The sequence below is a fragment of the Streptomyces rishiriensis genome (assembly GCF_030815485.1).
Taxonomy (GTDB): Bacteria; Actinomycetota; Actinomycetes; order Streptomycetales; family Streptomycetaceae; genus Streptomyces; species Streptomyces rishiriensis_A.
Genome location: NZ_JAUSWV010000001.1, coordinates 1 through 22,246 on the forward strand (window position 1 = coordinate 1; position 22,246 = coordinate 22,246).

Consider the following 22,246-nt stretch of genomic DNA (forward strand, 5'->3'; position numbering starts at 1 on the left):
CCCGCGGAGCGGGATATGCCCCGGCAAGCCGGGGCATAGAGCGCGAATTGCGCAAGCGCAATTCGAATTCCCGCGTAAACGCGGGAATGAATTCCGTAAACGGAATTCTAAAGCGATCCTGTCCGCGCAAGCGGACAGGGGGATTCCCGCAAGCGGGAATCCTGGGCGTCCGCTGCGCTCCCGCCCTACCGGCTTCGCCGGGCAGCAAGGGGTGAGGGTGCATCGCCCTGCTGCCTGTGTAGTAACTGGGGTTTGGCCTACCACCCCCACCGCTTGCCCGTGGCTGGCCCCGGTCCACGCGTGCCCTGACGGCCCCTCAGGACGGGGCCCACACTACCTGAGCTGATGCTGGATCAGCCACAGTACCGTCCCCGGGGCGCAGTTATTGACCCCGTACCCGGATCCCCCGGACCATGGGAATGCGGCCTAGACTTTGGGGGATCCTGGCCACACCTCCGGAGATAGATCGCAGGTCTGCATCACATACTGCACTGTGTAGACTTTGGGATTCTAAACTCACCACCGGAAGCGGCTGAACCTTGTAAGCCGGCCGATTTCCATTTGTTGCGGACGGCCCATCGGGAATCCGGCCGTACACACGAACACCCCGGACGATTCATGTTCATGGACAGGACGGGTCGAAGGAAGATGTCTCGCGACTTCACTCTGCCGGGGTACAGCGTTGGCTTCGCTCGCGGCTATGCAGGGATGTCGCCGAGGTGAGCCCAGAAGCCGGGCTGGCGATGGATCGGCTCCTACGGTGCTCCTATGACTCCCGTTCCAATGACCACCACCCCGCCGGTGACCGGATGGATTGTCGCCTGGGCAACCATCGCTTGCGCCGTGGGCACCGTCAGCGCGCTAATTCGCCCGCGTCAGGCGGGAAGCGCGGCGAGACCTAGCCTTGATCATTCGCCGCTGAACCCACCCGCGCCCCATCGTGCGCCAACGCAACCGGCGTGCCAGCATGGAATGACGGATGTATTTCGGTAGGACCAACAGGCATGGAGGGTGCACCCCTCCAGCTACCTAACGCACGCTTACCATGTGCCATCCATGTTCGGCGACACAAACATGCGCTTGGAGTAGTCGTGAGAAGTAGATTTATCATAGCGTCAGCAACGATTTCACTCGCCGCAGGTCTGGCAGTCATAGGACCTGCAACCTCCGCATCCGCATCGTCCGGAGTATGCTGGATTTCTCCCTCCCAGGGGAGTGTTGGAAGCAAATTTACCGTCTCGGGTATTGGCTTCCCAAAGAGCAAGACCGTTACTGTCGTATGGCAGTCTGATCCTGATGACTCGTCGCACGTGCTGAGTCTGCGATCTGGAAAGACCTCGAAGTACGTCGGCCGTTTTGACGTCAAGAATAATCGAGTCCCGGGCTATAGTGGAATCGCGCCGGTCCATAGCCACAGCGTGTACGCGGCGGTTTACGGGCAAAAACCCGTGAAGTGCGGCAATTTCACGGTCCAGAGCGTTTTCCACTAGCCTAGATCGTTCATGAGTCCCCGTCGGTTCGCTGACGGGGACTCTGTGCCTATATGCGCTGAGCAACACGGCAAGGGCCCGGCTGTCGCGTCGGGTGGGCGCCGGGTTCCACTTGGCCGGTGCGATAGTGCGGGTTGTCGGGGCGGTCGAAATAGCTGGTCAGTCAGGAGGGTTCATCGCAACAGGACTATCGAAGCCGCCCCCACGCCGGCCGGAGAACGGCCCGACATCACCCGATCAAGTTCAGTAGCTGGTCTGGGTATTTTCTGGTTTCTTGTTCCGTTCAGCAGCTGCCTTTTCTCTCAATGCTACGAACTGCGATCCGGCTTCGGTCACACTCACATATTGAGAAAGGTTTTCGCCCTCAGGAGGTACGCTGCTGATTGAATGTACGCGAATGTATCCGATGTCGCGCAGATGCCGGAGCTCGCGTTCCAGCGCCGACCCCATCACGTAATTTCCGAAATTTCCGGAAGTCAATTTCTTTAGGTTTTCATACATTTGTCCGGACATGGTGTGAAGGAATAGCCTGGACACGGCGTCACCCAGCGCATCTACCTTCCGCTCGAGCTCCCCGAACTTAATCCCGGCAGGCCCAGCCTCGAATGACGCACCCGACTCGATTCGCTCCTTCACCGGTTTCATAAATACAATCAGTGCCATTGTGGCGAAAATTACCCACAACCCTGTCTCGATGAGTGGCACGTAATCCTTCATCCGTCACTAATTCCTCTCTATGTGATACCTTTCGATACGCCTTCCCTCACATGAATCACAACTAAACGTAATCTACCGATTTTGCCGCGCATGCCGCCAACGGTTACACAACGAAGTGGATCGGTCCTGACTTCCGTGGCCCTCGGGAGTCTGCTGACCACGCATCAGCGGGAACGTCAGCGATTGACCGGCGCGAATATTGGTGCCCTGCCGTGATGCCATCTGAGGCGTCACCGCGGGGGTGGGGTTGTCGGCGGGGATATCGACGGTCGGAAATGGTGTTGCCGCAACGTGACCGTGGTCGGCCCTGGCGGTCGGTGGTGTGGTCGGGGCCGGCTGATGCGCTCGGACTCACAGCGGTGCCGCAGCAAGGCGGCACCGCGCCGTGCGCGTACGGGAGTTGCCGACGATGACGAGAGCGGATGTGGATGCCGGTGCCGGGGACCGGCTGGAGTTGGCGGTGCTGGTGCAGTACCGGATGGCCACCACCGAGCAGATGCACCAGATCATCGCCCCGCAGGTGCGGATCGAGCAGACCAGACGGCGGCTGGCCAAACTCCGCGCCGAGGGCCTGGTCGACCGGATCACCCTGCCGCAGGCAGGACGCCGCCGGGTGTGGTTCGCCACCGCGTACGGGGTGCAGGTCGCTGCGGAGTGGCCGGAGCTGCGGGGCCGGCGGCCGCCGCGGCTGGTGTCGGATCCGGTCGCCGCCCGGCAGGGCGAGCGCTCGCGCGGCGCCGCGGGCACACCACCATCGACACCTCGGCGGACTCGCCTGGCTCTTCCCCGGCGCCCTCGCAGGCCAGCCTCTCAGCAACCACCGCCTGGAACCAGTCCGGAGGCAACTGGTCCCGATACGCGGCAGAACTCCCAGGACGAACGCACCCACGGGGCTAAGCACCGAAATCCAGGCTCGGCCGCTGCCCCAACAGCCCTATGGTCCACTCCATGCATGCCGAACAGCTCAAGGCCTCGTCGCGGAAGTGGATGACCGCGGCACTCACGGCGTTCGCGGAGGGGCCCGAGTCATACGACTTCGCGGTTCACCACGCTGGGATCGCCGCCGAACACATCCTCAAGGCCTTCCTCGCGGGCCTCCACCCAGCGTTGATAGTCGAGGCCCGGGACTTCGATTCGCTCCTCCACGCCACCGGCCATGGCGCGCACGCCTCAGCCCCCGCGAGTCGGGCGAAGACGATCGGGCTGGTGGAAGCCCATGCCCGAGTCCACAAGATCCTCCGGAATCAGATCCCGATCAACAAGCAGGCACTGGAGCCCGTCGCGAACGCCCGTAACGGCGTTGCTCACAGCGGCGTTCATGACGTCGCGGAGGTCCAGACGGTCTTCACCACATGTCTGCGGCTGATCGACCCGTTGCTCGCAGAGCTGAAGATCGCTCCGGACGATTACTGGGGCAGCTACGTCCCTCTGCACGACAGGCTGATCGAGGAACGCGTTCAGGCCGCCCGCATCCGGCTGGAAGGCAAGCTGGCCAAGGCACGGGCCATCTTCGAGCAGCGTTACGGGCACTTGGCGTCGAAGGAGCGGGAGATCGTGCTCGCCACGATCACACAACACTCGCCCCGCTACATGGAACACGACCTGGAGACGGCCTGCCCTGCCTGCGGCTCACAGGGTTGGCTCATGGGCGACACCCACATCGAGGAGACGAACAACCCCGTCGTGGTCTTCACTCCCTACGTCTTCGCCTGCTCCGCATGCGACCTCGACGTCGAGAACGAGGAGTTCTGGCAGCTGGGAGACCTCGGTGACGAAGTTGAACTCTCCGACTCGCCGGAAGACTTCTACGGGAACTGGGAGCCAGATCCTAAGTTCATCCCGGACGAGCCCGAAGACCCCACGATCGATGCGAACTGGGAATGACGATGGAGTCCACGTACTCGGTGTCGGACGCCTTGAGGACGGCTACGTAGTCGCTCTCAATCACGTCCAGCTGCGCCAGCAGGCGCTCTTTGTACGTGGGCGGGAGGGGCTTCTTCGGCGGCATGCACCGTGACATCCCTGGCTGGCCTGCCCGAGTTCCGTCACTGGGGGAAAACCGTGCACCAGGGCCCCGTTGGGGGCCTACGCTCCCGGTATGTACAGCAGCACCTATCCCCTGCCGTTGACCGGCGGCGGCTTCCGGCTCGGAGTCTTCGACACCTCGGTGCTCACCCAGGACGTCACCGCGGCGCTCAAGCGCGGCCAGCCGTCCTCGATCCTCGCCGGGATGCGGCACGGGACGCTGCGCGGGTTCATCCCGCACTACGTGTGGGCGGAAGTCCCCCGCGTGCTGGCCGACCGCAAGCGCGAAGGCGGCACCTTCGATCTCGCCCGGGCGGAGCAGCTGTGGTGGCAGCAGTACGTGCCGCTGCTGCACGTCGTAGACGTGAACGGGCTGCCCATGACGGCGGCCGCCGACAAACTCGCCCACGAGGACCTCAGCGACGTCGGCATCCTGCAGCTCGCCGGCGTGCTCGCCCCCGTCGTCCTCCTGGCCGCCGACCGTGACTTGATCCGCCAGGGCGTCGCCGTCCCGAACTGGGAAACAGTCCGCAGCGTGCTGGGGAAAATCGGCAAGGCGGAGGCGGGCATGCAGGGCAGCACCAGCGCGCTCCTGGGAACCGGCTACACCCTGGCCGGTGCCGTGCGGCTGGCACGCGCCCACCCGGTGGCCGCAGGAGTGGCGGTTGCCGCCGCCGGCGCCTACGCGTACCGCAACCGTTCCCGGTTCACCAGCGACACCCGCGCGGCGCTCGCCAGGTTTGGCACCGAGGCCGTGAAGGTCCTGGGTGAACCATTCGTGCAGCACGAGGTGCACGGGCGCGACTGGGCCCAGGCGCAGCGCGGCACCGCTGGAGGCGACGTGCTGTCGCAGGTCGCCCGGATGCTCGCCCGCGCGCCCGAGCCGATGACCCGCACCGACATCCTCGCCGCCCTCCCCACAGCAGTGCAGGAACCGCACCGCCGGCAGATGAACGGCCTCGGGCGGCTCCTGCACCGCTTCCCCGCCTTCCACCAGGCGGCACCCGGCCGATGGCAGCTCGGCAGGACCAACATGCAGATCACCGCCCCGCCCTGGGCGTAGAGCGGCGGCACGGCAGCGGTATGCCCTGCAACAAAGACGCAAGCAGCCAGTGCCTGCTTGGCACTCTTTTGCCGCTTTAGCCACACGAGTAGCGGCCACACGAAACGATCAGCTCATGACCTTCAGCGATCCCTCAGCAGGCCACTTCACAGCCACCTTTCCCCAGCTCCGCGACTGGGCCTTGATCTGGGACACGTACGACCTGGCTGTCCACGGAACCCACCGGATGCCGCGCTTCTACACCGGCGTACGGCACGAGAACTGGTGGGGCAGCGCAGTGCAGATGGACGTGCTGCTCGACTTGGCCAAGAAGCACGGCATACCGGTCGCGTGGGTCACGCCTGCCCAGACATTGAGCAGTCTGGCCGCCGCGGATACCGCACACGACGACAAGCTCGCTGTCCTGGTGGACGGCGAGGACGACATCCAAGCCCTGTGCCGCCTCAAGCTCGATGAGTGCACCGATGAATGGATCGCCGGTGAAGTCAAGGCAGGGGAGAAGGCCATGGCGGCATGGTCCGACGGTCACCGTGAAGCCGCCGCGTGCCTTGCCGTCGCCGGGGTCGAGCAGATGCTCCACAACCTGACCCACGTCCCCCGTGGGAAAGGCGCTCACGGGAGGCTTCACAAGGCCGGCAAGAAGAAGCCGAACGACTACTTGCCCAGGCATCAGTACGTCCTGGCCCCGCTGAATGCCTTCTACACCCCGTACGACCCGGGTAAGGGCGATGCGGTCCCGACGACCCTCTCCCGGCACGCTGTGGTGCACCACCTGCCCCTGTCCCACCTGAGCCCAGGGCACTGCATCATCGCCGTCATGCTCCTCATCTCGATCATCCGCGAGACGCAGGAACGCTATGACGACATCCGGGACGACTTGCTCATGCAGGCCATCGACTAGGGCCGACGTGCAGAGGCGGCGGACTGCCAGGGATCAGGGGTAGCTACGTGCGAAACTCCCTGATCCCGGCATTTGCGATGCCGGGATCAGGGCATTGCCACGGGTGGTTATCCGAGCCAGGTGATGGTGAGGACGGACAGGCGGCGCAGAGGCCGGTTCACCCAGTAGGTGAGGGAGAGCTGGCCGACGGAGGCGTGGCGGACGTCCTCGCCCTCAGGGTCGTCGGCGTTCCAATGTGGGAAGCCCCACGGGTCACCGGCGGCGGCGTCCAGGACGTCCCACACCATGTCTTCGACGTGTTCGGGCAGGGTGGCGAGGACCTTCGCGGCCGGGGCAGAGAAGCGGACCGCGTACGGCTGCTGTGCGGTCACCGGCGCCTGCCGCGGAGCTCCGCCATGTCGATGAACTCGCTGTCGTCGTAGCCGGAAGCGACGAACGCGTCGACGGCCGGGGCGGAGACGAGGCGGCCCTGCCAGTCCTGGAGCACCGCGTACAGCCCGGCGAGGGAGAACGTGCGCCGTGATTCCTCGAGCGCAGCCGCCCACTCTCGCTCGAAGGCCGGCACCCAGGTGTCGGCGCGCCGGTCGGCGCGCAGCTGGGCAAGGAGTTCGGCCGGCGCCCCGGGCGCGGGAGCGTACGGCGTGACGGGTGCGTGGTCGGGCTGCGTGCTCATCTGGTCCTCCCGGCAGGGTGTATGGCCACCGTACTCGCGACGCCAGTCTGTGGTTGTCCTACTGCGGAGGTTGCGGGGTGGAAGTGCTCTGTTCTGCTGGCTGGTCAAGCTGCTGCTGCCGTCGCCGTTGCTCGTTTCGAAGGGATTCGACGCGTTGTGCGAACCGGGCGAGCAGCTCTTCATGCTGATGCGGACTGAAGTCGCTGTACTCGCCGACTCCTAGCAGTGCCGCGTTCAATTCCTCTTCGATAGCGTCCGCGCTCTGCTGGAGGAAGTAGCTTCGTTCGCGGAATTTGTAGTAGCCGCTGAAGCCGGATGCGCAGGTGACGACAAAGCTGATGCCGATGATGACCTTTTTTTGCCAGTTCAGGCCAGGGTCGAGGGCCGCAACGGCGGCGATGCTGGCGGATCCAATAGTGATCAGAGCGTGCAAGCCGTTGTGTCGTCGGCGATACCTGCGGCTCAACGCTGCGTACTCATCGATCACTTCGTGGATGTTTTCGCGGTACAGAGCCCGCTGGCCAGTGACCGAGGAGTGCGTCCGAGCACTGAGGAAGTGGAGCTGATCCAGCAGAGTAGCCAGTTCCTGTTCCAGGTCTTCGCGTTTGACGATCAGCTCAATGTTATTCACCGACGGAACAGTTACGTCGCTTAGGGCGAGCCAAATCAGCACCGCAATGCTGGACAGAAGGAGAGGTAACCATATTGCGGTCGCGGTACCGGCAACCGATCCGAGCCCTCGACGGTTCAGCTCAACGGAGGTAGCGATACCGGAAAGCAGTGATAGGGGCCCGATCGTTCCTGCGGTGACACCAAGGATAGATCGAATCTTGAGAATGCGGAGCAGTCGCCTCTTTTCCTGAATGTTGCGGCGAATTCCATGAATGAACTCTCGCGCTCTCAGATTCTCGCCGTTTACCGATAAGGTGACCTGGGTGGAGTTGCCGTCCGCACTGTCGGCCATATTGCCCCCTCACGCTCTTAGAAGTCGAGATCCAGGTAATCGATGTCATTGATCTCCACCTGCGACAGTCCCATAGCGCGACCGCCGCCGTCCTGGAAATACACTTCTTTGAACCCTTCGGCGATGATTCCGCGCATCTGCTGGTCGCTGGACCCGGCGTCGCGGGCGTCGAAGAGGCGGCGGGCGTACTCCGGGGAAGGTGCACGGTGAGCCTGCGGAACCGTCCGTCGTCGGTCGTGCCGACCGGCGCTGTGTAGCCGAACCGGGCCCGGGTCTCCACCGTGATCCCCGTGCTGGTGGCAGCCTGCTTCTGCCGGCGCTTGCGCACCAGCGGCTGCCACCGCTGCCGTACCGCGTCGTCGATCTTCGCTGCGACGTCGGCGCGGGCGTGCTTGCGGGCGCCGCGGCGGTAGCGGTTGACGGAGTCGGCGGTGACGCCGATCTCCGCCGCGACGGCCTTCGTGCTGCCGAACTGCTTGAGTAGGAACCCGATCTGGCCCTTCAGGGTCTTCGGCGGGCTCTTGGTGAACGCCTGCGCGGTCGGCCCTCTCGATCGCGTCCTCGATCTCTCCCACGGCACTACTCCCCTTCGTCCAGGACGGCGTCGCCGCCCTGGATGTGGCGCGCCGGGTTCAGGCCCTGCTCCATCAGGTCGACCACCCAGGCCATCTCCTGGACGCCCTCCAGCTTCGCCAGACCCGGTGTGGCCCAAGGCGGAACCCGCCCGGCTGCGGCTTGCCGCTGGCCGCATACGGCAGGAAGTCCAGCGGGCTGCTGCCGGGGCTCGGTAGACGACGCAGTCGGACAGCACGGCGGGCGGGAACAGGCCCGTCATCTTCGCCACGTTGGTGAGCTTGCGGTGCATGTTGACCCGCGCCTTGCTGATGACGGCGGCCCGGATGTCAGGGCGCCAGGTCGGCCGCTGAAGGGCCGGCCACCGTTCGCCTTCCTTGTAGCGCTTGTTGGGGGCGCTCGCGGAGCTTGCCGACGCCGCCCTTCACTGTGGCCTTGATGGCGGACAGGACGGCGGTCAGGGACGGGTCGGCCTGCTTGTGCTGCTCCATCGCGGCGAGGAACTCCGCGTCCGTGAGGTCCTTGGTGACGCCGAGGTCGGCGAGGGTGTCCACGTACGCGTTCTTGAGCCGGTCGTGCCACGGGTCCAGGTACGCGCCGGTTTCGCGGCGCAGGTACGCCTCGATCGGCGTCACGTTGTAGCCGAGCTCCTGGGCGTAGGCGACGGTGTGCGTCTGGTACCAGGCCGGACCCGTCGGACGGCTGCCGTCTGGGGTGAACGGCGACGGCAGGCGCGGGCCAGGTCGATGTGGCTGAGGTCGACCAGCCAGCTCCCGGGGATCTTCGGGTTGAACTTCGGGGTGTGGAAGGCAGCGTGCACTCCTCATCGCTGAGGAGGTCCACCGGCCGCACCCACTGGTAGGCCTCCTCGCTCAGGAAGCCGCCCGTCCAACCGGAGTTCACAACGACCGGGTGCTCCGGGGTAGCCTCCGGCGGCGCCGGGTCCATCGGCTCCGTGCCCAGCCAGCCCGGGTTGTGGCCGGACACCCAGTTCCCGCTCTCCCGGTCCTGCACGGCTTTGGTGGGCGGGCGCAGCGCGGTCATCAGCTCCAGGCCCGAGACGGCCGTAGACCCGCGCGGGGTGATGACCCGGGTCGCGAAGACGCCCAGGACGCGGGCGATGTCGGCCGGCTCCATGTCCGCGACGCTGGGCCAGGACCGCTCATCGAGGGCGTCCCATGACAGCACCGCGAGCTGCACGCACTGCCGCTCGCGGCCCTGGGCCTTGCGGTAGATCCGCGCCCAGGGGCCGAACCAGCGCTGCGTGAGCTGCCACTTCCCCTTCGCCACCTGCTTGACGACCAGGTGATCGGCGGGCAGGCGCAGGGAGCGGCGCTGCTCGTGACCCTCCAGGCGCTCCGGCAGCCCGAGCGTCACGGCGGCCGCGGCGGTGAGCACGATCAGCGGATCGGAGTCCTTGCCGTAGCGGTTGAGCTTCGCGGCGCCGAGCCCGGACTCGCGCAGCGTCCACTCCACCAGTTCGGGGACCGTACGCGCGGGGCAGTCCAGCACGATGCCGTCGACGCCGTACGCGGAGCCGTCACCGTCCAGCACGGCGAGCGGACCGTGCGGGAACCGTGAGTCGAACGGGGGCTTGGCGGCCTTCGTCGCCGCCGGAGGCCGCGAGGTCGCCTGGCGCGCGGCCGGACGCTCCGACGCGGCCGCCTGGGCCGGTCCCGCCGTCTGCGCCTTGGATGTCTCGGTCACTGCCGGGCCCGTGGACGTCTCCGGGACCGGCGCCAGCGGGGACTGGGGAGCCGGGGCGGGCGCGACGGCGGGAGCTGCGTGGGTGGGGTACTTCGCCGCCCAGCCGCTCAACAGCCGCTGGTACGCCTCCAATCGGGGCGGGCGCGGCTCGGAGCGGCCCTGGGCTGCCGGCGCAGCTGACCGCCGAGAAGATCGCGAAGCAGCTCTCGGGTTCGACTGGGGCTTCATAGGGCCGCTGTCGCATCACCCTGCGCCTGGGCGGGGCGTACCCGGTGTGGTTCGCCACCGCGTACGGGGTGGAGGTCACCGCGGAGCGGCCGGAGCTGCGCGGCCGAACGCCCGCCGAGGCTGGCATCGGATCCGGTTGTTGCGCTGCGGGTGACCCACTGCTCGATCGTGGTCACGGCCCACCCCCTCCAACTTCCGTCCCCGCAGTGCCCGTTCCTGTACGGTTGGCCTTGCTCCGAAGACGCAATGAGAGGTGGTGAAGCCGATGCGGCGAGTACCCGCAGCGAGCTCGGTGCTGCCCTCAGAAAGACTCGGGGCACATGCAACTTCCTGCCTGGGCCGTGGCCTTCGTGGTGTTCCTTTTCGGTGTGATTTTCGTTCTGACGTTCATCCTTGATCAGATCCCCAAGCTGAGCAGCAAGGCGATCAAGGCGATCAAGTCCGTCCGCGCCGTCCGGGACGAGCTGACAAGCCGGCCCCCGAAAGAGCTCGATGGGTAGCTGCCCTACCCGGCGATGCCGAGCACAGCGGCGGAGGTGTTCTCCTCGCGCACACGGCGCCGCGGCCGTGGTGTCGGCGGGCCAATCCTGGTCCACCTCATCGGGCCTCGGCGCCGTGCCAAGGGCGCCGGCACCGTTGTTCCACGACGGAGGCCCCGCTGGCGAGGGTTCCTGCAGAACCAGCGAGGCCAACTGCGCGCCCTCCTTGGCGGGCGCCGGACAGCATCCGCACGCTGATCTCGACCGCATGGTCCCCCTACTCCTTCACCCCGCCTCCGTCGTCACAGCCGGCGGGAACGCAGCCAGGTGAAAGTAAGTAGCCCCCGCAGTGCCAAACACCGTCCCGTGACGACGTCTTCGGTCCCGTCGTTGACAGCGCGGTCAAGTGAAGTACGACAGGACCCCGGGAGCCGTCGTTCCTGGGGTCCTGTGCTTGCCGGGGTGATGGCTTCACGGCTGCCGTCGTGGGAACCAGCCCGTAGGTCCGGCATCGGCTTTCCGTCGGGGTGGCGATCTTTTCGGTGCAGCAGCATGGCTCTTCGTTCCATCTAGCTGCCACTATGACCCCTGGTGACGGAACGGATGATCTGTGTGAAGGAGCACCATGGTCTCGTCCTTGGCGGTACGCAGGGCAAGCCGCTGGCAGGACTCCGTTCGGCTGCTGCTGTTGATCGACGCAGCTGCAAAGCCGCCGGCCGAAGGAGAGACTCCGCCTGCGTCCACAGTGGGTGTGGTGCACACCCAGGTACGGCTGCAGAAGCTCGACTTCTGGGTACGCTATCCGGACTACCTGGCCTTCGAGCTCATGAACGAATTCGAGGCGGCGCCTGACGAGACAGGCCTACTCGCCCTCGCCTCGGACATCCTGGAGTCGGAAGAGCCGGACCTCCGGCGCTTTCCCATGCTGCGCCACAAATTTGGCGCCTTCGAGGAACTCGACGATGCCCTGGCACCGCTGGTGGAGCGTGGTCTGCTCCGGAAAACACAGATCCTCGGCCGCACCGGGCAAAAACGCGTCGTCGAGCACGTGTACTTCCTCCTTGACCGGGGCCGCGAAGTGGCAGGCACGCTGGTGCAGGACGCGCCCGCACTGGAGTGGTACCTCAACCGCACCCGCCTGGTCGTGGCGCTGGTCGACGGTCTTGGGGGAACGCAGATCAAGAACCGGCAGTACCTCCTGAGCGACTACGCCGACACCCCGTGGCGGCAGTACATCGCACCCATCACCGAGCAGGCACGTGCACGGCTGCGCCAGCTGAAGGCCGCAACTGTGGTGCCCATGACCGACGTCGACCAGGAGGCCTCGTGACCGCGTCGACCAAGACCAGTACCACTGAGGCCGCCGGCGTCCCCCTGGCCGGCGACATTCTGCAAAGCGTTGCCGCGAAGATGGGCCTGACCGCAGAACAGGTCGAACGCTCGCTCGCTGAGGCCAACATCACCCTGAAAAACCCTGCGGCGGCTGACCGACGGCTGCGGATGCTGCACCTTCGAGCCTACGGCGTGAAGCATTCCGGTGAGCCGTTCACTGTGGAGCGGGGCTTCTCGACGGGTGTGTCAGCGATCGTTCATCCCGACAACAGTGCAGGCAAAACCAGCCTGCTGGAGTTCCTCGTCTGGCCGCTGCGCGGCGAGCCACGAGACTTGCCACCAGACGTCCGCTCCTGGGTGCGGCATCTGCGCCTGGACCTGGCCGTGGCCGGTCGCCCCATCCGGATCGCGCTCGACATCGACCCCGACGCCCATCCGGCGCTGACCGGACGCATCCTGACCGCGGACACGACAGAGCAGCTGCTGGCCGCCGACGACAGCGGGAACGGGCTGCGGCTGCTGGAGCAGGCTTCCGGAACCGCTGAAGTGGACCGAAGCATCGGATCCTTCTTCCTCGACGCACTGCGCATGGGACACACCACTCTGTGGCAGACCGGCGGCGGCGCCGACGGCGGCGGCGCACCCCAGGTCCACGGCTGGGCCTCGTACTTCGGAGCGTGCTACCTCAATCCGGGCGGCGATGAGATCCTCCTCGGGGATGTCAACGCTGTCGGACTGTCTGCCCGGCTCATGGAGCTCTTCGTCGACATCCCCTACAGCACCGTCCTCACCCAGCTGTCAGTCGCCGGCAAACGCGAGCGGAAGACCCTCGCCCAGGAGAAGCGCCGCGCAGAAGGGGACGCCGACGCGCGCAAGAGCGACCGGGAAGCCTGGCAGAATGAGCTAGAGCAGATTTCCCGCCAGATCACCGATCTCCGGAGCCTGGCGAGCCAAGACGTCTCGCCCCTCCTCCAGGCTGCGGATCAAGCGGCGGCGCGTCTTCAGGGAGCGCAGGGAGTGCTGCGCGAGACCGAGCAGGACCTGGCCGAAACGAACGCGGCCCGGGTGCGCGCCGATCAGGCGCTGCTGGATGCCCGCGAGACCTGGCAGGCCCGCCGGGTGCTGGGCCGGCTCAACCCGGTGTGCTGCCCGCGCTGCGAAGAGCCACTCGACCGGGAACGCCATCAGCAGGAACGTGAGGACGCCTCCTGCGCGGTATGTACCCGGCAGTTGCCCGAGGTCGACGAAGAGACTGCCGAAGTGCTCCTGCAGGACCTGGAATCGCAGCTGGAAAGCGCCCGGGAAGCTGAGGAAGCGGCGGCCCAGCAGCGTGATGCCGCCACCGCCACGGTGACGGACGCAATCGCCGAGCAGCGGGGGGCCGCCGCCGCGTTGCAAGAGGCGCTGGCGACATCGCAGAATCATGAGCGCCTTCGCCAGCTGGAGCTGCAGGCAGCCGGTCTCGAGGGGCGCCTCGCCGCCACCGGTTCTGCTCCCGAAGAACCTCCTGTCCCTGTATCCGCTCAAGTTTTGGCGGCCGTGTACGAGGCCGTCCGGGAGGCCGTGGATGCCTCAGCCAAGCGGCTCTTTCCGGCGATGAACGCGCAGATTGTCGAGCTCGCGACCCGCTTTGGGGTGCAGAACCTCGACAGCGTCCGCCTCGACCGCTCCGGCAAGGTCAACGCCGTCAAGGCAGGCGTGAAGACATCGTTCAAAAGCCTTAGCCGTGGTGACCGGCTCCGGATGCGGATCGCTACGGTCATCGCGCTGCTGCGAGTCGGGGCGGATCGCGGTGTGGCCGCTCACCCCGGCCTGCTGCTGATCGATTCGGTCGCTGCCGAGGAAGTCACCGAAGTACCCGCCCGCACGCTGATCGCCGAGCTGCAGGCCATCGCCAAAGACCTCCCTGATCTGCAGGTCGTGCTTACCACCGCGCAGCCCGAACTCGTGGACGCCCTGCCTGCCAGCCACCTCATCACCCGCGACGATGAACACCTGTTCTAATCTGTTCTTTTGGGCCCGTGTGACACGCAGAAGGGAGAGGGACGGTGGCTTCGAGCGTGGACCAGGCCCTGCAGGATTGGGCCAGCCGCGCGAGCGACGAAGAACTGGATGCCGGACCGCTCCTGGAGGACCTCGGCGGAGCAGACGCCGTCGTGGCCGAGGCAGGCACCTGGGCCAGCGGTCCGCAACTGCCCTACCTCCTCACCGCAGTGGCCCGCGGCCTCGACAGCCTTCCTGCCGACCAAGCCCGCGTGCTGCTCTCGGCTGCGGCCGAAGGGCTGCGCCAGCCCCACTCGGCGTGGGTCCTGGCCGACGCCCTGGACATCGTATGCACCCAACCCGATCTCACCGCTCGCCTGGGCAGCCGGATCCTCAGAGATCTTGCGACGCTCGCCGAGGACGCGCTGTCCGGCGAATCGGACGCGGCGTTCGCGCAGCCGGCCGTCGCCGGCCTGCTGCGCCTGGCTGTAGCAGGAGGCAACCCGCACCGTCTACTCGCTCTGCTCACCGAGATCACGGGCACCGAGCCAGCCGAAGCCCTGGAACGCCTACCTGTCCTGATCGGCATCGCCCGCGATCACTTCGCCGACACCGACCGCCTCCTGGACGTCCTAGGAGCTCTGGAGAACCAACCCGACCTCACCCCCGACAGCCGGGCCGACGTAAGTTTCGAGCTGGCCATGGCCGCCGAGCGAACAGCGCTGGAAGCCGGAGACCTCAGTACGGCCGACGAGCAGCTACGTACAGCCCTGATGCGGTTCTCGGAGATCGACCGCACCCACGAAGCACGCTTGGACGCCCGAGCCCACGCAGCCGCCATCACAGCGGTCCTCGCATTCGCCGACCTCGAGAAGAATCCGACAGCCGCGGACAGAGCCCGCCAGCAACTCACCGAGGCGTCCAGCCATCTCAACGCCACCGCCGCGCAATTGGCGGCCTGGACGGGCCGCATGCACCAACTCGACTGGCTCAGCGCCCGAGGGTTGGCCCAAAGCGCCTGGTCACGGCTCGTCACCACATTGACCATCGCTCAGACGCACCTCGACCAGCCAAGCTGGTACAACCCTGCCGCGGCCCTCAACGATCTCCTGCACATCTACGTCGCCAGCCGCAGCATCCTCACCACAGCACCTGACGCGCCAGGACTCACCGCTCTGATCAGCCCGACCGTGGAAGCTCCGTTCGTGCGCAGGGAAGGCCTCCTGCATCAAATGGAACTGGCGCTCGCTCACGACCCCCAGTTCACCAGCCACCCAGACGCTCAGGCGCTACACGACGCCGTGCAAAGACGGCGCCAGCAGTCGACCATCGCAGCAGCGCCTCAGGAGAGGGTGCCGGGAAAACTTCTGGAAGGCCGCCCAGCGCTTGCCGCACTCTTCCACGCTGACGGCGTGGCCGACCCGCACGATCTCGACCTTCTTGAGCAGCGTGCCGACGAACTCACACGGGGATTCACCCCCACAGGCAACGCCCGCGTCGATACCCACCTCGTAGCGCTACTCGACATCATGAAGACCAGTCCGGCCTGGAAACCCAGCGACAGCCACTACTTCACCACTGTTCTCGAGCACTTCCTGCGCTTCCTCTACGACCGGTTCGACGCCCAAGCCAACCTCTATGGCGACCGCACCGCCTACCTCGGGCCGGCCCGCAAAAACGCTGAGGACGTCGACATCCCCTGGAACGAAAAGAACCTTCAGGACGACTTCCACCAGCACCTCAGCCCCCTCTTCCCGCCCGGAAGCATCGAGCGGGAGAAGTGGGACGTGGCCAGCGGTCGTGCCGATGTGATCTTCACTCCACAGCTCGGCAGCCGATTCGTCGCCGAGATCAAATGGCGCACCAAGGGGTGGAAGACCCAGGACGTCATTCGGCTGGACTACCTCGCTCAGGCCGCAAACTACACCGCCACCGGACCCCCCTTCGCCCTCCTCCTCGTCGGAGACGCCAGCGACCACTCCGCCGGCTACCGCGACATCGAAGACAGCATCTGGGTCTTCAGCCACGCCCGCACCGCAACGGAAATTCCACGCCTGGTCGTGACAGGCGTTCTCCCGACCGCACGTAAGACCCCGCACGCCCTGCGGGTACAGCGGCCAGCCAGCACAAGAGGCAGACAGCAACGCGGCGACCAGGCCTAGCTAGGCTCTATACGGATGCCGCCTGCAGATTCACCTCAAGGAATAGCTCTTCGCTCGCGGTAAGGCACCCTCGGCTAGTGACCCCCGGTGTGCCTTCCGTCCGACGCGCCACGCGGGCGCGGCCGACCGCCGCAGCCGCATGGATCGACCGGACAGGCACGGCGCGCCGGACCCTGAAGCAGATCTCGGGGCGCCGTGGGGTGATGTCACCGCGACCGCGTTGCGGTTTCTCCCAGCTGCGGGTTCAACTCTTCGGCGGCCTTGCCTGTGGAGGGGCTCTGTGTGGTGGTTGCGTAGGTCACGAGCAAGAACGTTTGTCGATGCGTTGTGGGTTCTGGCACAGATCTTGGGGAGCGGCCACGGAGTGTCACCGGGGCGGCACGAGTTGGGTCAGCCCGCAGGGCGGTTTGCCGGGGCAGTCAAAATTTCCGGGCACTCTCGCGAGCCGTACTGGCATCGTATGAATCATGGCAGCGATAGACGACACATCCGAGCCTGACAGGTCTGTCAGCAGCGCTTATCCGCCCCTGCTGGAGGCAGCGTGGCTGTATCAGGCGGATCAGGTGTGTCCGGAAGACCTGCCGATGACCGCTGCGCAGGCAGTCGCAATTGGAATGGACACGCCGGCCCTGTGCGAGCTCGCTGGTCTGCCGCGTCATGCGGACCCCCGGGACATCCGTGACACATTCGAGCAGGCTCTTCAAGAATTGGGGATCAAGCTCCCCGATCACCACCTGGCCCAACGGTACGCGCTGCGCAGGCTGGCCGCGCGATTCACCGCCGGGGAGGTGGATCTTGCCGAGTTGGCATCGGACGAGTGGTCGGAGACGGAGGTCGAGACCGCTGCGGAGCAAGCATTCGTGGCGCTACTACCGCCCTGCGCATGCTGTATCGAATACACGCTGGGGCTCGACGAGGCGGCATGGGAAGCACAACTGCAAGTCGTGGCCCGTGCCTTGATCTCACACCCCACTGTCGGACCGCACTTCTGACGATTGAGGTCAGAAGGCGTTTCTGGCGCAACATCTGGGGTCACGGTCGCGGAGAGTCACTGAAGCAAGATCATCTTGCGGAGTAGTTCGAACCCTGCTCTGCCGTAGAGCTGCCTCTTGATCTTCTTGATGCGGTTGACGGCCCCCTCGATGCTGCCGGAGCTCCAGTCGAGAGTGAGCCCGGCGGTCACGGCGTCGAGGTCTCGGAGCAGGTGGAGTGCAAAGCCGGTGAGGCCGGGCAGCTGGCTGGCGTCGACCGCGTCGATCCAGGTGGGGAGTGTGCAGCCGAGGCGGTCGGTGAGTATCTCGCCGAAGTCGCGGACGTGTCCGGAGGCTGTGCCCAGTTCGGGGCAGCGGGCCAGGACGTCCTTCAGGCCGGCCCGCTCTTCCTTCGGTCAGGGCGGTGGGGTGCCGGGAGGGGTCTGGCCACGTGCAGCCACACGTGGTGCCAGCCCGCCGCCTCTCTGTCGGTCGGGTCCTTGCCCTGGCGACGACCGCGTTGACGACCCTGCGCTGCTCCCCGGGATCGGTGAACCGGCGCTGCGGATAGCTGATGGGCGAGCGGCAGTCCTCCAGCCCCGCCTCCGCCGTGCATGCGGCGACCGGGCGGTAGTCGTGCTGGCGCCGGACGAAGGACGCCACCAGCGCACGCCTCTGGTTCGCGGCCACCAGCGGGCCGTAGGTCCGTTCGGTGAGGAAGCTGCTGCCGTCGGGATGCCGACGGCGGGGACCGGCTGACGTTGGCGATGCTGGTGCAGTACCGGATGGCGACCACCGAGCAGATGCATCTGATCACCGCCCCGCAGGTGCGGATCGAGCAGACGAGGCGCAGGCTGGCCAAGCTCCGTGCCGAGGGCCTGGCCGACCGGATCACTCTGCCGCAGGCTGGGCGCCGCCGGGTGTGGTTCGCCACCGAGTACGGGGTGCGGGTGGCTGCGGAGTGGCCGGAGTTGCGGGGCCGGCGGCCGCCGCGGCTGGTGTCGGATCCGGTCGCGGCGCGGCTGCGGGTGAGCCACACCCTGACGGTCACCGAGACCGGGCTGCAGTTCCTGCTGGACGCGCGCCGCCGCGGGGAGGTGTGCCGGCCCCTGGACTTCCTCCCGGAAGTCCACCACCCCATCGGGGGCGGCGAGGCGGTCATCCCGGACGCGCTGCTCTACCACCAGCGCGGCAGCCGGAACGGTGGTGAGGGTTCGATGCTGCGGGCGTTCCTCGAGGTCGACTGGGCGACCATGGGCCCCGAACGCCTCGTATCAAAGCTCCGCGCCTACGCCCGCCTCCACCAGTACGCACCCGCGCCGGTCGGCCGGCGCCGCACCGTGGAGGCGGTCCAAGAGGAATGGCGGCAGCACCACCCGCTCTTTCCACGGCTCCTGTTCGTCCTGGACGGCACCGGCCCCGTCGGCACCGACAACCGCATCCGTGCCCTGCACGCGGCGGTTGACGTAGACCTCGCGGTCGCCCTGCTCCTGCGGGAAGTGAACGTGCTCGCCGCGCCGATGACCGACCTCCTCCAGCACGGACCCGCCGCAGCTGTTTGGCACCCCGTACAGGACCCCGAACGCCGGGTCGGATGGATGGACCCACAAGTGCCGTAGACGGTGCGCAGCAGGCGAATGCGCACCCGTTCGTGGTCTGCGCAATGCCCCCCGGCCACAGGCCCGACCACAGGGTTCCGAACCCCGACCACAGGCCCGACCACCGCAGGTCACAGGGTTGCGCAGCCCATTGCGCACGCCAGGGCACCAGTACGCCGCCACCGCCGATCCGGCTGCGCAAGTCCTATCGGTGCAGGCCGGTCAGGGTGTTGTATGCCTCTTGGATGAGGCTGTTGCCGCGCCCGGGAGCGGTGTTGGCCAGTGCTACCAGGGCGGTGCGGTGGTGGGGGTTGAAGCCGGCGAAGGCGGTGAAGCCGCAGGTGCCGCCGGAGTGGTGGTAGAGGGTGGAGCCGTCGGTGCGGGGGCGGATGTTCCACACCAGTGACAGGCCGGTGTTACGGGGTGTGTGAAGCCGGGGGCGGAGGACTTCGCGGAGGGCGGTGGTGAGGGTGGGTGGCGCTCCGGCTGCAGCGGGGTCGAGGAGTGCCTCGAGGGTGGTGAGGAGATCGCGGGCGCTTGACCGGAGGATTCCTGCGGCGGGCAGGCCGGGGATGTGGAAGGGGGGTCGGGTTCGGTGGTGGCGGTAGCCGGTGGCCTGGGTGGTCCCTGGGCGCGTGGCTGTGGCGCAGTCCGTGTCGCGTAGGTGGAGGGGGTGCAGCACGCGGGTGTTGAGGAGTGCGGGGTAGGGGGTGTGGTCGGCTGCTGCGGTGAGGGCGTGGCCGAGGAGGCCGAGGCCGAAGTTGGAGTACCGGACCCGGGTGCCGGGGGCGGTTCGCAGACGGGTGCGGGTCAAGGCGTGCAGGACGTCTTCGGTGGTGAAGGCGGCGTAGGGGTTGGTGAATGTGCGGGGAAGGGCGCTGCGCAAGAGGCCGGGGGGAAGCCGGGGAAGGCCGGAGGTGTGGGTGGCGAGGTGGGTGAGGGTGATGTCCTCACCGCCTGCGGGCAGTGCTGTTGCGCGGGGGAGGTGGCGGGCGAGTGGTTCGTGGAGCTGCAGCTCGCCACGGGCTGCCTGCTCGGCCAGCAGCAGGGCGGTGAAGGTTTTGGTGAGGGAGCCGATTTCGAAGCGGGTGCCCGTATCGGCCGGTGGTCCTCCCGCATGTGTGGTGCGGCCCCGGGCCACGAAGGCGCGCCGGCCTTGATGGTGCAGGCCGATGACGATCGTGCTGGCGCCGGGTGCCGCGCCCAGCAGGGTGCGCGTCGCCCGGTGCACCGTAGCGGGGTCGAGCGTGCTGTGTACTTCATCGACTGGGCCGCTCGGGCAGGTGCCGGAGGTGTAGACGGTCATGCGTGCCCCTGTCCTTTCAGGTGTGCTGCAGGCCCATGACGGTTCCGTTCAGGACGCGGTTGAGGGCGATGGTTCCGGCGATGGCGGCCACGATGGTGGGGTGCTGGTGGTCCTCGAAACGTGTGGCGGGATCCTCATCGACCGGCTGGCCGTCCCGTGGCAGCAGACCGTCAGGTTCCTGGAGTTGTGCCAGGTGCTGCCAGTCGGAGACGTCGAGCACGGGCTGAGGAAGGCACATGCTGATGATCAGCAGTTCGCCGACCAGGTCCCACTGGCCGTTCTCCGTCCAGATGTCCGTCCAGACCGGCAGCCAGCGGGCGAGGTAGCTGGCCACATCCTCAGGCAGGCCATCCGGTCGCCGGCCCCAGTCGGTGAGGTGGAAGACGGTGTGGGTGACGGCGTAGCCGGTCATCCAGTCGATGTACCAGGGGGGCGGGGTGCTGCCGAGCCAGGTGGCCCGGGTCAGCTGCTCCCAGTCCCGTGGGCCGCCGCTGAGGTCGTGGCCGGTCAGGCGTAGGGCGTTGGCGACGGCGAGACGCCGGTTGGGTACATGCTCGACCGCCTGTGCGGTGCCGGTCCGGGCCATCTGGGCGGCGAGCCGGTCCAGGCCGGGATGGCGGTAGCCGGCCCGGGTGAAGTGGCCGTACCCCTCCAGGGCGTCGGTGGTGACGGGATGGTGCAGCTGCCGCTGGTAGAGCAGGTCACCGTCCTGAATCTGCGTCCAGCAGTACTTCATCAACTCGCGGGCCAGGACCTGCTCGCGGTTGCCGGCGGCTCCGTCGCGCAGGACCAGGGAGGCGGCCATTGCCGTCTCCATCAGCACCTTGTAGGCGTTCATGTTCCCGGTGATGCTCTCGCCCTTCAGCGCGCCCCGGTGGCGGTGGGTGTGCAGCCAGCCCAGGGCGCGGGAGCTGAGATCGTGGGCGGCCTGGGCCAGGGCTGTGCTCATGCGCTCTCCAGCCCGAGCAGGCGGCAGGCGATCGCGGCGTCCAGCATGCAGCGCTCGCCGCCGCCACGCAGTGCGATTTCGCTGGTCAGCAGGGACGGGTCCAGGGGCAGCGTGACGCCCTCTGCGGTGAGCCAGGCCAGCCAGCGGACCAACCGGGCGGCGGTGGCGTAGTCCTGACGCAGAAGCGCGCGCGTGGCTCCGCGTGCCAGGGCGAGCACGCCGGAGCGTGCGGCCTGGTGCACGGGCCCGTCCAGGCCGGGCAGGGCGAGCGAGGCAAGCCGGCCCATCCGCAGCGACCACGGCACCCAGCCCTCCCCGCACCCCCCGTTTCCGGGCTCACCGGAGGCAGGCCTGTGACGGGGTGCGGCCTCATCACACCGGGGCGGCCCCGGCGGAGCGGAGAGCGGCAGGGAGGCGGCGGCCGGATCGAGGCGGGCCAGAACACTGACCAGACCCCAGTCGATCCAGGCCCTGACCCACGCCGGCTCGGGCCCCTGCGGAGGGGCGGGAAGCGTCGACGGCGCCGGAGGCAGCGCCGAAAGCGTCAGACAAACCGCCTCCGACTCCTCCGGCAGCAGCACCCCGCCCGCCAACAGGTACGGAGCCAGGACGTCCGCGCCCAGGATGCGCACCGCACCCGCCGCGACAGCAACACCAGGCACCGCAGCCCGCTCCCCCGCGCCCCTTGCGACGGCAGGGACATCCTCCTGCGACCCCGCCCGCAGATGCGCCGCCACGACGGCGGTGCCCCCGCCGCCCCGCAGGACTTCGAGAGCACCGCCTGCCAGCACTTCGGCCGACGCGCTGTGCGCATCGCGCAGTACCTCAGTGGTCACCGGCGCCGGGGCTCCTTCGGCTCCTTGGGAGAGAGGAGCAGAACCAGAGCCAGGAGCCCCAAACCATCACCCTCGACGGAGGGCAGCGGAGCACCGCTCACCTCCGCCTCAGAAGGCGTCATCGCCGCCTCCACGAGTTCCGCATCCAGGACCAGACCGGTTCGCTGCAACGTCGCGACTGTCATGATCACTCCTCACAGTAGGTCGACACCTGCAATTCCATCCTCTGCACGGGACGCCTCCCCACCGCACTCACATACGCCCGAACGGGTGAACGACGGCTTCTCGG

Annotated in this window: 19 protein-coding genes and 2 pseudogenes; 10 read left to right on the forward strand and 11 right to left on the reverse strand. The window is 67.2% G+C overall.

Annotated elements, in window-relative coordinates; translation table 11 throughout:
- Positions 1–1,733 precede the first annotated feature (1,733 nt).
- The gene (locus QF030_RS00005) at positions 1,734–2,207 is read right to left on the reverse strand and encodes a hypothetical protein (RefSeq protein WP_307160573.1); all 474 of its coding nucleotides are present in this window, start codon (positions 2,205–2,207) and stop codon (positions 1,734–1,736) included.
- Between the two features lie 409 nt (positions 2,208–2,616).
- Here QF030_RS00005 and QF030_RS00010 point away from each other — a divergent pair, with 409 nt between their 5' ends.
- From QF030_RS00010 to QF030_RS00025, 4 genes are all read left to right on the forward strand, one after another.
- A complete protein-coding gene (locus QF030_RS00010; RefSeq protein WP_307160574.1) occupies positions 2,617–3,198 on the forward strand; it encodes a replication-relaxation family protein in 582 nt (193 codons plus the stop codon).
- Positions 3,156–4,091: a hypothetical protein gene (locus QF030_RS00015; protein WP_307160575.1), complete on the forward strand. Its 936-nt coding sequence runs from the start codon at positions 3,156–3,158 to the stop codon at positions 4,089–4,091. Before QF030_RS00010 ends, QF030_RS00015 begins: the two co-directional genes overlap by 43 nt.
- Positions 4,092–4,305: 214 nt before the next feature.
- Positions 4,306–5,295: a PIN domain-containing protein gene (locus tag QF030_RS00020; RefSeq protein WP_307160576.1), complete on the forward strand. Its 990-nt coding sequence runs from the start codon at positions 4,306–4,308 to the stop codon at positions 5,293–5,295.
- Positions 5,296–5,410: 115 nt separating this feature from the next.
- A complete protein-coding gene (locus QF030_RS00025; protein WP_307160577.1) occupies positions 5,411–6,196 on the forward strand; it encodes a hypothetical protein in 786 nt (261 codons plus the stop codon).
- Positions 6,197–6,303: 107 nt separating this feature from the next.
- On the opposite strand, the gene QF030_RS00030 is transcribed toward QF030_RS00025, so the two are convergent.
- The 5 genes and pseudogenes from QF030_RS00030 to QF030_RS00050 form a co-directional block, all read right to left on the reverse strand.
- Positions 6,304–6,567 carry a hypothetical protein gene (locus tag QF030_RS00030; protein ID WP_307160578.1) on the reverse strand — a complete coding sequence of 88 codons (264 nt, stop codon included), beginning with the start codon at positions 6,565–6,567 and terminating at the stop codon, positions 6,304–6,306.
- Positions 6,564–6,869, reverse strand: a complete 306-nt coding sequence (locus tag QF030_RS00035) for a DUF6247 family protein (RefSeq protein ID WP_307160579.1) — start codon at positions 6,867–6,869, stop codon at positions 6,564–6,566. Before QF030_RS00035 ends, QF030_RS00030 begins: the two co-directional genes overlap by 4 nt.
- Before the next feature lie 58 nt (positions 6,870–6,927).
- On the reverse strand, positions 6,928–7,833 hold the full coding sequence (locus tag QF030_RS00040) for an SLATT domain-containing protein (RefSeq protein WP_307160580.1): 906 nt from the start codon (positions 7,831–7,833) through the stop codon (positions 6,928–6,930).
- A gap of 17 nt (positions 7,834–7,850) precedes the next feature.
- Positions 7,851–8,408, reverse strand: a pseudogene (tpg, locus tag QF030_RS00045) (telomere-protecting terminal protein Tpg).
- Between the two features lie 4 nt (positions 8,409–8,412).
- Positions 8,413–10,275: pseudogene (locus QF030_RS00050) on the reverse strand (telomere-associated protein Tap); the annotation flags it as partial.
- A 386-nt stretch (positions 10,276–10,661) separates the two neighbouring features.
- Between QF030_RS00050 and QF030_RS00055 the strand changes: the two are divergent.
- The 5 genes from QF030_RS00055 (at position 10,662) to QF030_RS00075 (ending at position 17,289) form a co-directional block, all read left to right on the forward strand.
- Positions 10,662–10,841 (forward strand): hypothetical protein, encoded by a 180-nt coding sequence (locus QF030_RS00055; protein WP_307160581.1) that lies wholly within the window; start codon positions 10,662–10,664, stop codon positions 10,839–10,841.
- Positions 10,842–11,445: 604 nt separating this feature from the next.
- On the forward strand, positions 11,446–12,150 hold the full coding sequence (locus tag QF030_RS00060) for a hypothetical protein (protein ID WP_307160582.1): 705 nt from the start codon (positions 11,446–11,448) through the stop codon (positions 12,148–12,150).
- On the forward strand, positions 12,147–14,156 hold the full coding sequence (locus tag QF030_RS00065) for a hypothetical protein (RefSeq protein ID WP_307160583.1): 2,010 nt from the start codon (positions 12,147–12,149) through the stop codon (positions 14,154–14,156). The genes QF030_RS00060 and QF030_RS00065 overlap by 4 nt, the downstream gene beginning before the upstream one ends.
- Before the next feature lie 56 nt (positions 14,157–14,212).
- Positions 14,213–16,297, forward strand: coding sequence for a hypothetical protein (locus tag QF030_RS00070; RefSeq protein ID WP_307160584.1), 2,085 nt, complete (start codon positions 14,213–14,215; stop codon positions 16,295–16,297).
- Positions 16,298–16,764: 467 nt separating this feature from the next.
- Positions 16,765–17,289, forward strand: coding sequence for a hypothetical protein (locus QF030_RS00075; RefSeq protein ID WP_307160585.1), 525 nt, complete (start codon positions 16,765–16,767; stop codon positions 17,287–17,289).
- A gap of 56 nt (positions 17,290–17,345) precedes the next feature.
- Here the strand turns inward: QF030_RS00075 and QF030_RS00080 are convergent, their stop codons facing one another.
- A complete protein-coding gene (locus QF030_RS00080) occupies positions 17,346–17,663 on the reverse strand; it encodes a transposase (RefSeq protein ID WP_307160929.1) in 318 nt (105 codons plus the stop codon).
- A gap of 372 nt (positions 17,664–18,035) precedes the next feature.
- Here QF030_RS00080 and QF030_RS00085 point away from each other — a divergent pair, with 372 nt between their 5' ends.
- On the forward strand, positions 18,036–18,887 hold the full coding sequence (locus tag QF030_RS00085; RefSeq protein ID WP_307160930.1) for a replication-relaxation family protein: 852 nt from the start codon (positions 18,036–18,038) through the stop codon (positions 18,885–18,887).
- Between the two features lie 184 nt (positions 18,888–19,071).
- On the opposite strand, the gene QF030_RS00090 is transcribed toward QF030_RS00085, so the two are convergent.
- From QF030_RS00090 to QF030_RS00105, 4 genes are read right to left on the reverse strand one after another with little or no spacing between them, the layout of a single operon-like run.
- Entirely contained in the window at positions 19,072–20,172 is a 1,101-nt protein-coding gene (locus QF030_RS00090) for a serine hydrolase domain-containing protein (protein WP_307160586.1), read from the reverse strand.
- 16 nt (positions 20,173–20,188) lie between these two features.
- Complete coding sequence (locus tag QF030_RS00095; protein WP_307160587.1) at positions 20,189–21,121, reverse strand: DUF6895 family protein; 933 nt, start codon at positions 21,119–21,121, stop codon at positions 20,189–20,191.
- On the reverse strand, positions 21,118–21,957 hold the full coding sequence (locus QF030_RS00100) for a hypothetical protein (RefSeq protein WP_307160588.1): 840 nt from the start codon (positions 21,955–21,957) through the stop codon (positions 21,118–21,120). Before QF030_RS00100 ends, QF030_RS00095 begins: the two co-directional genes overlap by 4 nt.
- A complete protein-coding gene (locus QF030_RS00105) occupies positions 21,954–22,142 on the reverse strand; it encodes a hypothetical protein (protein ID WP_307160589.1) in 189 nt (62 codons plus the stop codon). The genes QF030_RS00100 and QF030_RS00105 overlap by 4 nt, the downstream gene beginning before the upstream one ends.
- Positions 22,143–22,246: the final 104 nt, after the last annotated feature.

Coding starts and splice junctions, on each gene's coding strand:
- QF030_RS00005 (WP_307160573.1), bottom strand. CDS start 2,207: ATGAAGGATTACGTGCCACTCATCGAGACAGGGTTGTGGGTAATTTTC.
- QF030_RS00010 (WP_307160574.1), top strand. CDS start 2,617: ATGACGAGAGCGGATGTGGATGCCGGTGCCGGGGACCGGCTGGAGTTG.
- QF030_RS00015 (WP_307160575.1), top strand. CDS start 3,156: ATGCATGCCGAACAGCTCAAGGCCTCGTCGCGGAAGTGGATGACCGCG.
- QF030_RS00020 (WP_307160576.1), top strand. CDS start 4,306: ATGTACAGCAGCACCTATCCCCTGCCGTTGACCGGCGGCGGCTTCCGG.
- QF030_RS00025 (WP_307160577.1), top strand. CDS start 5,411: ATGACCTTCAGCGATCCCTCAGCAGGCCACTTCACAGCCACCTTTCCC.
- QF030_RS00035 (WP_307160579.1), bottom strand. CDS start 6,869: ATGAGCACGCAGCCCGACCACGCACCCGTCACGCCGTACGCTCCCGCG.
- QF030_RS00040 (WP_307160580.1), bottom strand. CDS start 7,833: ATGGCCGACAGTGCGGACGGCAACTCCACCCAGGTCACCTTATCGGTA.
- QF030_RS00055 (WP_307160581.1), top strand. CDS start 10,662: ATGCAACTTCCTGCCTGGGCCGTGGCCTTCGTGGTGTTCCTTTTCGGT.
- QF030_RS00060 (WP_307160582.1), top strand. CDS start 11,446: ATGGTCTCGTCCTTGGCGGTACGCAGGGCAAGCCGCTGGCAGGACTCC.
- QF030_RS00075 (WP_307160585.1), top strand. CDS start 16,765: ATGGCAGCGATAGACGACACATCCGAGCCTGACAGGTCTGTCAGCAGC.
- QF030_RS00085 (WP_307160930.1), top strand. CDS start 18,036: ATGCTGGTGCAGTACCGGATGGCGACCACCGAGCAGATGCATCTGATC.
- QF030_RS00090 (WP_307160586.1), bottom strand. CDS start 20,172: ATGACCGTCTACACCTCCGGCACCTGCCCGAGCGGCCCAGTCGATGAA.
- QF030_RS00095 (WP_307160587.1), bottom strand. CDS start 21,121: ATGAGCACAGCCCTGGCCCAGGCCGCCCACGATCTCAGCTCCCGCGCC.
- QF030_RS00105 (WP_307160589.1), bottom strand. CDS start 22,142: ATGACAGTCGCGACGTTGCAGCGAACCGGTCTGGTCCTGGATGCGGAA.